This is a genomic window from Corynebacterium sp., assembly GCF_030532715.1.
In the GTDB taxonomy this organism is placed as follows: domain Bacteria; phylum Actinomycetota; class Actinomycetes; order Mycobacteriales; family Mycobacteriaceae; genus Corynebacterium.
Window position 1 is genome coordinate 297367 of the sequence record NZ_JAUNKO010000004.1, and the last position, 14873, is coordinate 312239.

Genomic DNA, 14873 nt, shown 5'->3' on the forward strand with positions numbered 1-14873 from the left:
TAGGCGGCATGCGCAAGTCGTTCCGTCAACGGTTCCGGGTCGAACCCGAGCTGGATGATCTGCCTGATCACGCGCTGCTCAATATCATTCGGATCCCCGAGCAGGGCACCTACAGCCCGTGGGCGTTGATTACGCGGCGGGTGGCGTACGCGCTGCTCATTATGGCCGCCGTGTCCGCCTTGGTGTATGTGGATAAGGACGGCTACAGCGAAGACTTAACGTTTATTGACGCCGTGTATTACGCGGCAGTGTCCTTGTCTACCACCGGATACGGCGATATCACTCCGGTGACGCAGCATGCCCGGCTGATCAACATTACGATTATCACTCCGGTTCGTATCGCGTTCCTGATCCTGTTGGTCGGCACCACCTTGTCCGTGCTCACTGAGGAAACTCGGCGGGCGCTGCAAATCCAGCGTTGGAGAAAGAAGATGCGCAATCACACTGTTGTTGTCGGGTATGGCACCAAGGGTCGGTCGGCCGTGGCGGCGCTGCTTGCCGACGGCACCCCACCCAACCAGATCGTGGTGGTGGACACCAACCAACTTGCCCTCGATATGGCCTCCAGCCAGGGACTGGTCACGGTGCAGGGGTCCGCGACGAAAGCGGACGTGTTGAAACTGGCCGGCGTGACGCGGGCGCGCGCCGTGGTGGTGGCGCCAAACAAGGACGATACCGCCGTGCTGGTCACCTTGTCCGTGCGCGAAATCGCCCCCAGTGCGACGATTGTGGCGAGCGTGCGCGAGTCGGAAAACCTGCACCTGCTGAAGCAATCCGGTGCGGACTCGGTGGTGATTTCCTCCGAAACCGCCGGCCGTATGCTTGGGCTTGCCACCGTCACCCCGTCGGTGGTGGAAATGATGGAGGATTTGCTGTCGCCCGATGAGGGGTTCTCCATTGCCGAGCGGGTGGTGCGGGAGGACGAGGTGGGGGCCAACCCCCGCCACCTAGCCGATATTGTGTTGGGCGTGGTGCGTTCCGGTGAGCTGTACCGCATTGATTCGGCGGAGGCGGAAATTGTTGAGCCGGGTGACCGCCTGCTGTATGTGCGCCGCGTGTTCAACGAAGAAGTGCGCGAATTGTGACCTCCTACATCCTCGTCGACGCCGCCGATCGCATCCTCCCAACCCCCGAAGGCAGCCCCTTGTGGCCCACCGCCCCCGGCTGCCTGTTCGAAGTGCGTATCGACGCCGCGCACTGGGCAGCGCGCCTGCCTACCGTGCACCCCGAGAGCGTGGAGCCGCGCGCCTTCTTCGACACCCCGCACGCGTTTACGATCAGCCAGGCCGTGGCGCTGGTACGCCACCGAGAAGCCTTCGCCTTTGATCCATGCACCGGCGAGGAGCTGGTGTGGTCCGAGGACAACACCAGGGTGTTTGGTTCAGGGGGCCGCGAATTGTTTCCCCGCATCGATCCCGCCGTCATCGGGCTGATTGAGCACGCGGAGCGGCCGCGCCTCCTCGTGGGCCGCAACATCCGGCGCGACTACTTCTCCTTAATCGCCGGCTATATCGCACCCGGTGAAACCATGGAGCAAGCCTTCGCGAGGGAGGCGTGGGAGGAAACAGGGCGTAGGGTGAGCAACATTTCCTATGTGGCCAGTCAACCGTGGCCAACCTCAAGTTCGTTGATGTTCGGGGTGCGGGCCACCACCACCGATGACACCCCGGTTGGGGAGTGCGACGGTGAACTCGCCGAGATACGGTGGATCACCGCCGCCGACATTTCGGGCAACACCCTGCCATTAGCGCCGCTGGGTTCCCTGGCGCACCGCATGATTTCCAAGTGGGCAAGCACGCATGATCAACCTTAATGAGCTCGACGACGACCAACGCATCGCCGCCACCGCGCCTCGCGGCCCCGTGTGCATTTTGGCGGGCGCTGGGACTGGAAAAACCCGCACCATTACCTACCGGATCGCCCATTTGATTGGTTCGGGGTTTGTGAGCCCCAACCGCGTCCTCGCCGTGACGTTTACCGCCCGCGCCGCCGGAGAAATGCGCCACCGGCTGGGCCTCATGGGCATCGGCGGGGTGCACGCCCGCACATTTCACGCGGCGGCCCGCCGCCAATTGCGCTACTTTTGGCCGCAGGTGGCGGGCGATTTGCCGTGGCAACTTGTGGACAATAAATTCCCCCTCGTGGGCCGTGCCGTGCGCAGCGCCGGAGTTGAATCCACCACGGAAACTGTGCGCGACGTGCTGAGCGAAATCGAATGGGCGAAATCCTCTTTGATTGCCCCCGAAGCCTACGCGGAGCGCATCAACGGCACCCATCGCACGCCGCCGTTGCCCGCCGAAACCGTGGCGCGGATTTACCAGCGCTACGAGCAATCCAAGATCGCCCCAGAGGGCGTGCTGTTGGATTTTGATGACTTGCTGATTCACACCGCCGGGGCGTTGGAGAATTCGCCAGCCGTTGCCGAGGAATTCCGCGCCCAATACCGCAGCTTCGTGGTCGACGAGTACCAAGATGTCACCCCGTTGCAGCAGCGCGTGTTAGAGGCGTGGCTGGGGGAGCGAGACGACCTCACTGTGGTGGGAGACGCCAACCAAACAATCTATTCGTTTACCGGCGCCACCCCGCACTACCTGCTGGATTTTTCCCGCACCTACCCGGACGCGGTGGTGACAAGACTGCAGCGGGACTACCGTTCCACCCCGCAGGTCACCCGCCTAGCCAACACCATCATCGGCCAGGCGAGTGGCCGCGTGGCTGGCACCCGCCTCGAATTAGTGGGCATGCGTCCCGCCGGACCGGACCCCGAGTTCCGCGCCTACGACGATGAGCCGAGTGAGGCCCGCGAAGTGGCGGGCAAGATCCTGACGCTGCTGCAGCGCGGGGTGCCCGCCTCCGAGATCGCCGTGCTCTACCGCATCAATGCTCAATCCGCGGTATTTGAACAAGCGCTCGCGGATGCCGGCATTGTCTACCAGGTGCGCGGTGGCGAGGGGTTTTTCCAACGGCCCGAGGTGCGGCAAGCGATCACCCAATTGGTCCGCGCCGCCAACACCACCACCTTCCCGCCGGAGGCAGTGGGCAAAGAATTGCACCGCGTGGCGCGGGCGGTGCTCGCGCCCATGGGGCTCACCCCCACCGAACCTTCCGGTGCGCAAGCCAGGGAACGATGGCAATCGTTAACCGCCTTGGTGGAGCTCATCGACGAGCTCGGCCAAGCCACCCCGGATCTGGATATTCATGGCGTGTTGCAGCAACTCAAGGAACGCGCCGAGGCGAAACACCCGCCCACCATGGAGGGCGTGACGCTCGCGTCCTTACACGCCGCCAAGGGCCTGGAATGGGACGCGGTTTTCCTCGTGGGGTTGGTGGACGGCACGCTACCAATCACGCACGCCATCAAAGCGGGGGATGAAAACATTGAGGAGGAACGACGCCTGTTCTATGTTGGCGTGACCCGCGCGCGGGAATACCTGCACTGTTCCTGGGCGTTGGCCCGACAAGAAGGAGGCCGCAAATCCCGCACGAGGTCCCGCTTCCTCGACGGCATCGCGCCGGAGCCGGAGCCCATCGCAGCGGCAACAAAGACGCGGGTAAAAAAATGCCGGGTGTGCGGCATGCCCTTGGAATCCACCACCGCGAAAGTTCTTGGCCGTTGTGAGGATTGCCCCTCGGAGGCCGACGCCGCCACGTTTGACGCCCTGCGCGCCTGGCGCAGCGAAGTCGCCCGCGAGCTGCAGGTGCCCGCCTACATTGTGTTTTCAGATGCCACCTTGACCTCAGTTGCGGAGCGAATGCCCACCACCGAGGCGGAACTTTTGGATATTGCGGGCATCGGGCCCGTGAAGGTTGAGCGCTACGGTGCTGGGTTGCTTGCCGTGATCGCCGGGCTGTCTCGCTAGCCTGTGGCCGACCAACACGCCGGGCACCCCGGGTGTGCCGCCACATGCCAATGGCGGATGCCTTCCGCATACACGTCGATCTCTTGCACATCTCCAGGTGCCAGCGCCACCGCCTGGGTTCCCGGTGGTTCTGGGCCGTACCTTAAATAGGCCACGACGCAGGCAACCACCCGCGCCACCGTGGCCGCCACCACCGGCGGGTCCGGGGCAGGGGCAGGCTCCCATGGATCTAGTGCACCCCACGTGGGGTCAAGTGCTGCCCGCCACAACTCGAGGCACATTGGGCACGCGCCGACACCGTCGATGTGGAGGGGGCCGAGGTGGCCGCGGCCGTCGATAAGCTGCACCGGAAACCAGGTGGAAGCGTGGCCAGCTAAGGCGTGTGCAGCGGCAGCGGACGGGTGCACCGCCACCACAGGCAGAGCGTGATCGGCGGTGGCGCGTGCCACAAACGCGGCGTCGGACTCGCCCGGCACCGGCAACCGTACCGTCACCCCGCATTGGCGCAGCATGCCAGCAATGCGTTCCGCAAGCACGCCGGTACCGCACACCGCCGCCATCGGCTCCGCCGGTACGGGGTGCAGGACGCGGTAATTTAGAAGGTCTTCAATCAAGCTGCGGGCGGCGGCGTCACTTAAACCCGCCGCCACGAGGCCCGCGGACACCGTGCGCACCGGCACTGCATGCCGGGCAGTTAACAACGCCAACGCCACCGGTTGCACAGCGGTTGCGGCGACTGCGTCAAACACCCCCGCCCGCGCCGAATCCACACCAAATTGTATGGTGGGGCCGGGGCGGATGCATACCTGAACCGCCGCGGATAATTGAACGTTGCCTCCGCCCTCCCCGTGCATGCCACGAGTGTATAGGATCGGTGACCATGGCTACCCCCGAGGTTGAAATCATCCGCTCCGCGCGGCGTCGACGCAGCGTACAAGCACAGTTTGTGGATGGCCGCATCCAAGTCCGCGTACCCGCCGCCATGAGCGCCGCCGAGGAGGAAGCTGTAGTCGCCCGAGTGGTAGCGAAACTGCAACGCAACACCCCGCGTAGCGACGCCGATCTGATCGCCCTCGCGCACAACCTCAACGCCGCACACCTCCAAGGCCAAGCTCAATTCCGCAGCATCCGGTGGGTGCGTAACCAACACAAGCGTTGGGGATCCTGCAGCCCCGCCACCGGCGATATTCGCATTTCACATCGCCTGCAGGAGGTACCAGAGTACGTACTCGCGGCGGTGGTTGTCCACGAACTCGTGCACACCTTTATTAGCGGCCACACTGCGGAATTTTGGTCCTGGGCGGATCGGGTGCCGCACGCCGAACGCGCCAAAGGATACTTGGAGGCCTACCAGCGGTATGGCAGATCCGGCGAGACTTAAGGAGTGCGCTAGATTGCCATGAACCCACATTCACTCGGGGTGCCGGTTGGGTTTGTGCGGCGACAGGCAGCAACAATTTGGGCGCATTTGAGCCGGTTTGGGCTCCTCAGTTGGCAGCACATCCGATAGCGTTACATTCCGGAAACGTGCTCAACCGCTCTGACAGGAGGACACCATGGCTGACTACGACTTCGACTTCGCTGAGGGCACCAAACCCGCTTGTCCAGGTGATTATTGGACCACCATTTCGCCGTTCTGCGCACCAAGCATGCACCAACCGACGAAACCTGTGTTTACGATCTACCCCGGATGCTAGTGCCTCATGCACAGGTTCTACTGATGCTCGCGCTGGGGCCATGTTGGCGGGAACCTACCTAGGGGTTCAACATCGCGTCCGCATGGCCCCCTTTTTGCGGGAGCCTTCGGCTTGGTTCGATAGGGGGTAGCGCCGGTGAGCGTAGCGTGCGGTGAATGTGGGGCGATGGGGTCCGCGCCGGGGTGGAATTCCGCAAAATGTTAAGGTGAGCTGCGCCTTTGCCGAAAGCGTTCATGGGAATAAGAAAATAAAAAGAATATACTCATCGCGGATAACTATCACGCGGGAGATCCGGGCGGGAGGGCCGCACGACGGGGCTGGCGGTGGGGCCGTCTCCACGAGGCAAATTGCACTATAGTCGCAGCTAAAACGGCCGCAGCACAAGCGGTACTCCACCACGCGCACCACCTCGCCGGAAGAAAGGTCCCCTACCGTGAAAGTTCTCGGAATAGTCAATTACATTTCCGCTGCATGCGTGCTCGTCCTAGTGGCACTCACCTGGGTCCTAGCAATCCCCGAAGGGGAATTTCAGGGGCCGATCGACCTCGCCACGCTTTCCATGGTGGCGGTCAACTGCGCCGCCTTGTGCGCCATCATCGTGTGTATCCAGTGGCGGCACCCGAAACCCCTACTCAAACTCATGCGAAGCATGTCCGTTATTGTGCTGCTGTTTGCTCTGGCGTTTGTTGTGATGTTGGTGGTGCATTTCGTCTCTTCCGGCACTGGCGGAGCGAACATTGGGCTCGGCTTGATTGGGCTGTGTATTCACCTCTTTGGCTTTATTAACGCACTGGCCATTTTGCTGTCTTCAGTCTTGGGGAAATTGCCTGCCGCGCGTCGTCGCAACCGGCAACTCGCCTAACCCCATCAAGCGCAACGGCCCGCGCCCCAGTGAAGGGTGCGGGCCGCGCAAACCGTCGCTTAGACGGGTTAGGTTTTCGGGGTGTCGCCGTCAGGGGTGTCGTCGGAGCCGGAATCGTCGTCAGTGCCGTTGGAGTCCTCGGAATTGTCGGAACCCTCGGTGGTGTCGGTGGCGCTGGCGTCGTCCGTGGTGTCGGCGCTGTCGGACTTCTTGGTAGCTTCCTCCGCGAGCATCTTTTCCAAGGCGTCGATCTCGGCGATGGGGTCGAAATTGTCGGCCTCGGCAAGCAGGCTATCAATGAACTCGGCGGAGTTATCCAGGTCTGTTGCCACGGGCAGGAAGTCGGGGTGATCCCAGATTTTGTCGCGGCGTTCCGCACCGACAGCCACCGTGACGCGGCGCCACAACTCGAGCGCTTCGCTCACCTTCGGAGTGGCGAACTGGATGCCAACCACCTTTGCAAACGCGTGTTCGGCGGAACCGCCGGTGGCGCGGCGGTGTCGCCAAGCTTGGTTCATCGCCACCGTGGACGGGATGCGCTTGCTCAGCGCCTCGGTGACCACATATTCGACCCAGCCTTCGATCAGGGCGAGAAGCGTCTCCAAACGAGACGTTGCGCCCACATTGCGGGAGGAAATCCGGGGCGAGAAGTCCACGTTTTGCAGCTGCGCCATCATCTCTTGGATCTGGTTTAAATCACCATCAAGGTTAATGTCGCGCAGCGTTTCCTCCACGTGGGAGGAATCCATCTCCAGCCCTGCGGCGTACTCCTCCACGGAAGCGATTAAACGTTCGACTAGCCAGGGGACGTGTTTGAATAGTCGTTGGCGTGCCGCCTCGAGGGCGCACAAGTACACCATCGCATCCTGCGGCGGCACCGGCAGGTTTTTGGTCATCTTTGCCATGTGCGCGGGCAGGATGGCGATCGTCCCAGGGGGCGCCACCGGTACGCCGAAGTCCGAACCGGACAGCGCCTGCGTTGCAAGTTCGCCCAAGTCGCGGCCGAGCTCCACGCCGACCTGCATGCTGGACATTTGTTGCATCATGCTGGCCGCCGCGTTCAGCATGTCGCGGGCCTCTTCGGGAACGTTGTCTAATTGGGATTCGTTCATCCGCTCCGCTACCGGGGTGACCATGCGTTTCCACGTGGGGAGGGTTTTGTGGAGCCAATCCAGCGCGTTCCAGGCTTCTACGCGGCTGCCGGAGGTGGGCAAAATGGTGGCGTCGTCGAGCCACAGTTCCACTAATTGGACAGCTTCCTCCATGGCGGCGCGGTCGGACTCTTTAATGTCCGGAACACTACCAATACTTCGTTCGGCCGTGCGTTCGGCAATGCTGTAGTTGACGGGGCTGCCGGGCTCCTGGTTGGCAAAGCTGGAACCGAAGCCGGAAAGCATCTGGCCCACCTGGTTTAAAATATCGCCAAATCCGCCGTCGCCGGGCCCAGAACCAGCGGTGGAGAAACCGTTGCTGCCGAACCCGAAGATGCTAAACGGATTCTGGTTCTTGCGGCGCTCCTCATCGTCGTCATCGTTGTTGGGGTTAAAACCGAAGCCGTTGCTATTCATGGTTTCCAACGTACCGTGGTTGAGCTACAGAAACTATGCATCTGCGGGACGCTGTGAGCGAACACGGTAGGGTAGTGCCCTGTGAAACTCCTTCGTACTTTCCTGTGGGGCGCGTTGCCGATCGCCGCGTTCGCCACGCTTGTAGTGGCGGACCACGTACCCGGAACGGACATTCCGTTGACGGTGCCGTACGCCGCCGAGGGCCCCGGCCCCAGCTTTAATACGCTTGGCGACGTCGACGGGGTTGAGGTCGTCGATATCGAAGGCGCCGACGTCGACGACGTGCACGGCAATCTGAACATGACCACCGTATCGGTGCGCCACGGGATGTCCTTGTCGCAGGCCCTCGTGCGTTGGTTGACCACTGACGATACGCTGATTCCGATCGAGCAGATTTTCCCGCCGGACTTGTCGGAAGAGCAGGTGCGCGACCAGAACTCGCAGGCGTTTTCCGCCTCGGGTTCCACTGCCACACTCGCCGCAATGCAATACCTACAGCGGCCGGTGGAAGTGACGGTTGCGGAGGTGCAGGAGGATTCCGCGGCGTCGAAAAGCATATCGAGCGGGGATGTTATTACGAGCATCGACGGTATTCCCGCCGACAAACCCGCGCTCGTTCGAGCATTCGTGCAAAACCACAAACCGGGCGACACGGTTCAGGTGGGCTTGCGTAAAGACTCCGCAGCTCAAGAGGGGGAGCAGGGCGAGGAAACCACCGTGGAGGTCAAGCTTGGCAAACACCCGGACGATGAATCTGTGCCGCTGCTTGGCGTGACCATGATGACGCAGCCGGCGGGCGGTGTGCGCGTGCACTACAACCTGGAGGAGGTTGGCGGTCCGAGCGCGGGGTTGATGTTTACTCTGGCGGTGATCGATAAGCTCAGCCCCGGCGATTTGGGCGGCGGCAAGTTCGTTGCGGGGACCGGAACCATTTCCGAAGACGGCAAAGTCGGACCCATTGGAGGTATCGAACACAAGGTGCGGTCCGCGCGCGACCTCGGCGCGGAAGTGTTCCTCGCGCCGGAGGCGAATTGTGCGGAGGCAGTGCGGCGCGGCACCGGCGACATGGTTGTGCTGAAAATCACAGACCTGGATCAGGCGATCCAGCAATTGAAAAACTATTCGGACGGCTCCGAGGTGGAAACCTGCTCCTGATCCGTGGTCGATGTCGTCTCCGTCGGCTCTTCTTTGACTAGGCCGAGCTTGATGATGCGGTCCTTCGGTTCTTCCTTGTCCGCGCTCATCATTTGCTGCATGACCAGGCCCTTCTTCGAATCCACGACGGTAATCACTGCGGTGGAACCGAGCGAGGACCAGCCGACAAGCTTGTCGCCGTCGCGTTCGACGATGCGGGAGCTATCCAACCCGGTGAGTAGCTGCGTGGTAGTCAGGGCCTTGTTTTCAGATTCGAAAAACTGGAACTGTCCAACCTCCGGGCCGGAGCATTGCAGCGACTTATCCACGCCGCCGGGCATGCACGTGGCCAGCTGATCGAACAGCGACTTCGGCGCGAGCGAACCGAAACGTTCGTACGCATCTTTCACGGTGTCGTCGCTGGTTACCTTGCCCGTGGAAGTCGCAGACGCAGCGGTGGATTCGGTGGTAGGGGCTGATTCCTCCGTGGTGCTGGTGGCCGCGGACGTGGTGGAGCTTGTTGGCTCAGGTTCTCCGCTGGGCGTGCAACCCGCAAGCGCGCACACCACAGCGCCCGCAGCAACTGCGGAAACCCATAAGCGATTCTGCAACACGTTGTTCACTCCTGGCTAGCCAAACTCTTGTACCTTAAATCTACAGTTCGCCCTCTTCAAGTGTGTACCGTAGGGCAGCAATTACCCCAGGGGCCACACCTGTGCCACCGCGTAACTCGACGCGGTCCGCGGCGAATGGTTCAGCTAATTCCGCCTCCGAGGGCCGGATTTGCAACAGTGTTTGATCCGGGCCGCCACGTAACACCCCGGAGAACAAACGTGCGGGTCGGGGATCGTCCGGGGAGTCTGGGGCCGCAAACATAATCTCCTGCGCCAAAATCACGCCCGCAACCTCCGGCGGCCACGCCAATTGGGAAACAAATTCGCCCAGCTCATCGCTACCGCCCGAAATATGCTCCGGCAACCCCTCCTGCACAACCAGGGTGAGCGGGGCGTCGTCGTCGGTGGGTAGTGCGTCGACAAGTAATTCGGTGTTGACGAGTGCGAACAAGGTAGGTGCGGCATCCCAACCTTCCGCGTGAATAAACTCCACAGCTTCCAGCATTGCTTTATTGAGTGCTTGAATAGTCATGTCTGAAGGATTCATCAAATTCCTTGCCTCACAGTTGATGCGTAAAGTAGTGAGGATACCTGCCACCATCACCCAATAAGGAGTTGGAGTTGGCTACCGGCCTTACACCACCCGTAAAACGACCACCGCGCGTGATCAGCATTCTCATCGCAACAGTGTTCCTGTTGGTCTTTATCGTCCCATGGCTCGTGGGCTACTACACCGACTGGTTGTGGTTCGGCGAGGTGCAATTCCGTGGGGTGTTTACAACAGTCCTGTTCACCCGCATTGCGCTCTTCGTCGTCTTCGGCGCGGTGGCGGCGGCAATTTCCTGGCTCGCCGGCTACCTAGTCATCCGCAACCGGCCCGAGCACGTGTTCGGTATCGACCCGGAAAACCCCATCGCAGTATTCCGCGCCGGCGCCGAAGCCAGCCTGCGCAGGGCGCTGCTGATCCTGCCGCTGACGATGGGCGTGCTCGCCGGGTTGGTTGGCCAAAGCAATTGGCGCACCGTGCAAATGTTCCTCCACGGCGGTGATTTCGGGCAGCACGACCCCCAATTCAACATGGACTACGGGTTCTACGCCTTCACCCTGCCCTTCCTGCGGTTGATCACCAGTTCCCTGTCCGCGCTGCTCGTGGTGGCGTTCTTTATCGCGCTGATTGGGCACTACGCGTTCGGCAGCATCAGGGTAGGCAACCAAGCGCTCGGGCAGCGCGGACACGTGGCCAACGCCGCGCGCATCCAGCTGACCGTGACCGCCGGGTTGTGGATGTTGGTAAAGGTCGCGTCCTATTGGTTGGACCGCTTTGACCTGCTCAACGTGCGAAACGACATTTTCACCGGCGCCGGGTTTACCGCCATTCACGCGATCCTGCCAGCCAAAATCATCCTCATGGTGATCGCGCTGGTGGTCGCCGTGGCGTTTTTCTCCGCCGTGGTGCTCAAGGATTTGCGCATCCCCGCGCTGGCCACCGGGCTGATGCTGCTGAGTGCGCTGGTGCTGGGTAACGGATGGCCGCTCATGGTGGAGGAGTTTTCGGTAAAGCCGAACCGCGCCTCCAAAGAAGCGGAATATATTTCCCGCAATATTCAGGCGACCCGGTTCGCGTACGGCATTACCAACGACAAAGTGAACTACGTGAAGAACTGGGGTGCGAATAAAGACGCGACGGAGGCCCGCGACCAAGTAGCAAACGACGCCGCAACGCTGTCAAACATTCGCCTGCTTGATCCAGAAATCCTGTCCGCCACGTTCACGCAGCAACAACAGCTGAAAAACTTCTACGGCTTCCCCAAAACCCTCAACGTGGACCGATACACCGTGGACGGTGAATTGCGCGACTACGTCGTTGCCGCCCGCGAACTCGACCCGCAGTCTCTGAGCGAAAACCAGAAAAACTGGATTAACCGCCACACCGTGTACACGCACGGCAATGGCATCGTCGCGGCGCCCGCCAACAAAGTGGACGAGGTTGCGCGCGACGTCGGCTCCACCCGCGGTGGCTACCCCGTGTACACCGTGTCTGACCTGCAGGCGCAAAACGATAAGGAGCGCGCCGAGAAACTCGGCATTAAGGTGGACCAGCCGCGCGTGTACTACGGCCCAGTGATCTCCAATGTTGGCCCGCTGGAGGACTACGCCATTGTGGGCGCCGCCGGCGGTTCGCCCGTGGAGTACGACACGGACGGCTCGAACTTCACCTATGACGGCAGCGGCGGCGTGGACATTTCCAACATGTTTAACCGCGCGGCCTTCGCCCTGCGCTACCAAGAAATCAACATGGTGCTGTCCGACCGTATCGGCGCCGACTCCAAAATCCTCTACCAGCGGGACCCGCGTGCTCGCGTGGAAAAAGTCGCGCCATGGCTAGAGACCGACAACACCACCTACCCCGCCGTCATTGACGGCCGCATTAAGTGGATCGTCGACGGCTACACCACGCTCGACAGCCTGCCGTACGCTTCCCGCACCAACCTCAACCAGGCGATTACCGACGCCCAGACAGTCAACGGGCAATTGCAAACCCCCGTGGTCAACGAAGAAGTGGGCTATATCCGCAACTCCGTCAAAGCCGTGGTAGATGCCTACGACGGCACCGTGGAACTCTACGAATTCGACACCGAAGACCCCGTACTCAAAGCCTGGCGCGGTGTATTCCCCGATACCGTGAAACCCAAGAGCGACATCTCCAGTGACCTCATGGAACACCTGCGGTACCCCGAGGACATGTTCAAAGTGCAGCGCGAAATGATCTCCCGCTACCACGTCGACGACGCCGGCGTGTTCTTCACCAACGACGCTTTCTGGTCCGTCCCCGGCGACCCTAACTCCAAGGAAAAAACCGACGACGAACGGACACCGAACCAGCCGCCCTACTACGTGGTCGCAGCAGACCCCGAAACCGGCAAGCCCAGCTTCCAGCTGATCACCCCGTTCCGCGGGCTGAAACGCGAATTCCTTGCCGCCCACATGTCCGCAAGCTCCGACCCAGAAACCTACGGCCGGTTAACCGTCCGGGTACTGCCCACCGAAACCCAAACCCAAGGCCCCAAGCAGGCGCAGGACACCATGATGTCCTCCGACCAAATCGCCCGCGACCGCAGCCTCTGGCAGGACACCAACGACATCAAAAACGGCAACCTACTCACCCTGCCCGTTGGCGACGGTCAAATCCTCTACGTAGAACCCATCTACTCACAGCGAAAAGGCCAAACCTCCGCGTTCCCCAAGCTGCTGCGCGTCCTCGTCTCCTACGACGGCAAAGTCGGCTACGCACCCACCATCGCCGAAGCCTTAAGCCAAGTAGGCATTGACCCCAAGGAAGCCTCCGACCTCGCCGAATCCGAAGTCGAAGCCGGGGAAACCAAAGACCCCGAAAGCGGCGAAAACACCAGCAAGGACCAAAAAGACGCCAAGAAAGACACCACCAAGGACCAAGCGGCCCGCGTGGAAGCAATCAACAAAGCCCTGCAAAAGGTTGAACAAGCCCGCAACGGCAGCTTCGAAGAATTCGGCAAAGCACTGGACGAACTTGATAAAGCCGTCAAAGACTATCAAGACAACCAGTAAAACCACTGCTTAAGCCCCATATTTGCGTCAATTCATGCGGGTGTGTAAAGTAACTCATCGTTGCCAAGAAACACGGCAACGGTGAATATCACCCAACGCGGGGTGGAGCAGCTCGGTAGCTCGCTGGGCTCATAACCCAGAGGTCGTAGGTTCGAATCCTGCCCCCGCTACCACGTTTGACGTAGCCCCCCTGAACTTCGGTTCGGGGGGTTTCGTCGCGTCTAAGGGAGGAAGCGTGGCGGGGGAGCAGTTCGGTGATGTCGACACCGAAGAAGTCGGCGACAAATCAAAGTTCTTCAAGCGTCCAACTGTTTTGGCCATAGATTTTCCGGCTAGCAGTTGCTCCGGTGATTCCGAAAATTTCTGCGAGCTGTTTTCGAGTTGCTTTTCTCGAACCATACGTTGCTTTACTTAGCTCTCAAGGCCCCATTCGCCGTCATCGGGGATTGCGTAACTGTCATGTCGCACGTGCAACGAACGTTCCGAAACGTCCCAAGTGAGCGCTGGCGAAGCGAATCGTGTTCCTGTGTTACAGTCTTTGCCTTGATGACAAATTACGAGCAGTTTTTCGTCGATAACGAGGCGAATTGGGATGATCGTGCGAAGGTGCATGTTCTCTCAGAGTTGTACGACGTTGAAACCCTAATTTCAGATCGCACACACATAGAGGCCTGCGTTGCGATTGATCGGGAACGTTTAGGCGATTTGGCAGGGAAAGATATCGTTCACCTACAGTGCCACCTCGGGACGGATACTCTCTGTTTCGATCGCTTAGGCGCTCGGCGCGTGGTCGGCCTTGACCTCTCAGGCGAATCGTTGCGTCTAGGAGCAGACATAGCGCGCCGCGCCGAGGCACAGGTGGAGTTCGTGAAGGCAAACGTCTACGACGCTGTCGACGTTCTCGGGGCCCATAGCGACGAGGCGCGTTTTGACCTGGTGTACACCGGCATTGGCGCACTCGGTTGGCTCCCAGACCTTGCGCAATGGGGCAAGGTCGTCGCTGGCCTCATGCGCCCTGGGGCGCGTTTCTTTATCCGCGAGGATCATCCCGCCTCGCTCATGCTGGCTGATGACCCCTCGGACGGCTTACGCGTCGGATACGACTACTTCAACACAGGCGTGTTTTCCGAGGACGAGGCGGCCACGTATACGGATATGCCCGATGCGGCACCGGGCATTGTCAATCAACGTAGCCATTGGTGGAATCATCCGTTGCAGGACATCATGATGGCCCTTATCAATGCTGGTCTGATCATCGACTCATTTGAGGAACACGAATACGCGATGTGGCCACGCTTTGGTGAGGCCAGCGTAAAAATCAGCGACGCACAATATGCCCCGCCTAACGGCTCACACAAGATCCCACTCACCTTCACCCTGGGCGCGCACAAGCACTTGACACGCATATGAAAGTCCTCTGCCGAAGCAGAGGAAACCGATCGACCGTAACAATGGCCAGCAAGCAATCTGGCTGCCCAAATAAAAGTTCTTTCTGGTCGAAGGGAAACAAGGGGAAAGGGAGAAGGGTTGGCACTGCTATCGTGGCGCACCAT

13 protein-coding genes and 1 tRNA gene are annotated in these 14873 nt (G+C 60.8%); 10 read left to right on the forward strand and 4 right to left on the reverse strand.

The annotated features are described in order from the left end of the window. Positions 1-8 precede the first annotated feature (8 nt). From Q4D83_RS08315 to Q4D83_RS08325, 3 genes are read left to right on the forward strand one after another with little or no spacing between them, the layout of a single operon-like run. Positions 9-1085 (forward strand): TrkA family potassium uptake protein, encoded by a 1077-nt coding sequence (locus Q4D83_RS08315; protein ID WP_303174631.1) that lies wholly within the window; start codon positions 9-11, stop codon positions 1083-1085. Continuing rightward, positions 1082-1813 (forward strand): NAD(+) diphosphatase, encoded by a 732-nt coding sequence (locus Q4D83_RS08320; RefSeq protein WP_303174633.1) that lies wholly within the window; start codon positions 1082-1084, stop codon positions 1811-1813. Before Q4D83_RS08315 ends, Q4D83_RS08320 begins: the two co-directional genes overlap by 4 nt. Further along, complete coding sequence (locus Q4D83_RS08325) at positions 1800-3860, forward strand: ATP-dependent DNA helicase UvrD2 (protein WP_303174635.1); 2061 nt, start codon at positions 1800-1802, stop codon at positions 3858-3860. The genes Q4D83_RS08320 and Q4D83_RS08325 overlap by 14 nt, the downstream gene beginning before the upstream one ends. Here the strand turns inward: Q4D83_RS08325 and Q4D83_RS08330 are convergent. Further along, positions 3857-4714 carry a hypothetical protein gene (locus Q4D83_RS08330; protein ID WP_303174636.1) on the reverse strand — a complete coding sequence of 286 codons (858 nt, stop codon included), beginning with the start codon at positions 4712-4714 and terminating at the stop codon, positions 3857-3859. The genes Q4D83_RS08325 and Q4D83_RS08330 overlap by 4 nt on opposite strands. 26 nt (positions 4715-4740) lie before the next feature. Between Q4D83_RS08330 and Q4D83_RS08335 the strand changes: the two genes are divergently transcribed. The 3 genes from Q4D83_RS08335 to Q4D83_RS08345 all read left to right on the forward strand — a co-directional run bounded on the left by Q4D83_RS08335 (position 4741) and on the right by Q4D83_RS08345 (position 6419). Further along, complete coding sequence (locus Q4D83_RS08335) at positions 4741-5241, forward strand: M48 family metallopeptidase (RefSeq protein WP_303174637.1); 501 nt, start codon at positions 4741-4743, stop codon at positions 5239-5241. Between the two features lie 175 nt (positions 5242-5416). After that, the gene (locus Q4D83_RS08340; protein ID WP_303174638.1) at positions 5417-5557 is read left to right on the forward strand and encodes a hypothetical protein; all 141 of its coding nucleotides are present in this window, start codon (positions 5417-5419) and stop codon (positions 5555-5557) included. Between the two features lie 433 nt (positions 5558-5990). Then, complete coding sequence (locus Q4D83_RS08345; protein WP_303174639.1) at positions 5991-6419, forward strand: hypothetical protein; 429 nt, start codon at positions 5991-5993, stop codon at positions 6417-6419. 68 nt (positions 6420-6487) lie between these two features. Here Q4D83_RS08345 and Q4D83_RS08350 read toward each other — a convergent pair whose 3' ends face one another. After that, on the reverse strand, positions 6488-7987 hold the full coding sequence (locus tag Q4D83_RS08350) for a zinc-dependent metalloprotease (RefSeq protein ID WP_303174642.1): 1500 nt from the start codon (positions 7985-7987) through the stop codon (positions 6488-6490). Positions 7988-8068: 81 nt separating this feature from the next. On the opposite strand from Q4D83_RS08350, the gene Q4D83_RS08355 reads away from it, so the two are divergent. Continuing rightward, complete coding sequence (locus Q4D83_RS08355) at positions 8069-9142, forward strand: PDZ domain-containing protein (RefSeq protein ID WP_303174643.1); 1074 nt, start codon at positions 8069-8071, stop codon at positions 9140-9142. On the opposite strand, the gene Q4D83_RS08360 is transcribed toward Q4D83_RS08355, so the two are convergent. Together Q4D83_RS08360 and Q4D83_RS08365 are read right to left on the reverse strand one after the other, a co-directional pair. Beyond that, positions 9106-9735 (reverse strand): hypothetical protein, encoded by a 630-nt coding sequence (locus tag Q4D83_RS08360; RefSeq protein ID WP_303174644.1) that lies wholly within the window; start codon positions 9733-9735, stop codon positions 9106-9108. The two genes, Q4D83_RS08355 and Q4D83_RS08360, sit on opposite strands and share 37 nt — an antisense overlap. Before the next feature lie 40 nt (positions 9736-9775). Then, positions 9776-10282: a PPA1309 family protein gene (locus Q4D83_RS08365; RefSeq protein WP_303174645.1), complete on the reverse strand. Its 507-nt coding sequence runs from the start codon at positions 10280-10282 to the stop codon at positions 9776-9778. Positions 10283-10356: 74 nt separating this feature from the next. On the opposite strand from Q4D83_RS08365, the gene Q4D83_RS08370 reads away from it, so the two are divergent. The 3 genes from Q4D83_RS08370 to Q4D83_RS08380 all read left to right on the forward strand — a co-directional run bounded on the left by Q4D83_RS08370 (position 10357) and on the right by Q4D83_RS08380 (position 14730). Further along, positions 10357-13320: a UPF0182 family protein gene (locus tag Q4D83_RS08370; RefSeq protein ID WP_303174647.1), complete on the forward strand. Its 2964-nt coding sequence runs from the start codon at positions 10357-10359 to the stop codon at positions 13318-13320. 96 nt (positions 13321-13416) lie between these two features. After that, a tRNA-Met gene (locus tag Q4D83_RS08375) sits at positions 13417-13493 on the forward strand. 373 nt (positions 13494-13866) lie between these two features. Further along, positions 13867-14730, forward strand: a complete 864-nt coding sequence (locus Q4D83_RS08380) for a bifunctional 2-polyprenyl-6-hydroxyphenol methylase/3-demethylubiquinol 3-O-methyltransferase UbiG (protein ID WP_303174649.1) — start codon at positions 13867-13869, stop codon at positions 14728-14730. The last annotated feature ends 143 nt before the right edge of the window (positions 14731-14873 follow it).

Excerpts from the sequence above, each read along its gene's own strand:
- Q4D83_RS08315 (WP_303174631.1), top strand. The coding sequence starts at position 9 with ATGCGCAAGTCGTTCCGTCAACGGTTCCGGGTCGAACCCGAGCTGGAT.
- Q4D83_RS08325 (WP_303174635.1), top strand. The coding sequence starts at position 1,800 with ATGATCAACCTTAATGAGCTCGACGACGACCAACGCATCGCCGCCACC.
- Q4D83_RS08330 (WP_303174636.1), bottom strand. The coding sequence starts at position 4,714 with ATGCACGGGGAGGGCGGAGGCAACGTTCAATTATCCGCGGCGGTTCAG.
- Q4D83_RS08335 (WP_303174637.1), top strand. The coding sequence starts at position 4,741 with ATGGCTACCCCCGAGGTTGAAATCATCCGCTCCGCGCGGCGTCGACGC.
- Q4D83_RS08340 (WP_303174638.1), top strand. The coding sequence starts at position 5,417 with ATGGCTGACTACGACTTCGACTTCGCTGAGGGCACCAAACCCGCTTGT.
- Q4D83_RS08350 (WP_303174642.1), bottom strand. The coding sequence starts at position 7,987 with ATGAATAGCAACGGCTTCGGTTTTAACCCCAACAACGATGACGACGAT.
- Q4D83_RS08365 (WP_303174645.1), bottom strand. The coding sequence starts at position 10,282 with ATGAATCCTTCAGACATGACTATTCAAGCACTCAATAAAGCAATGCTG.
- Q4D83_RS08380 (WP_303174649.1), top strand. The coding sequence starts at position 13,867 with ATGACAAATTACGAGCAGTTTTTCGTCGATAACGAGGCGAATTGGGAT.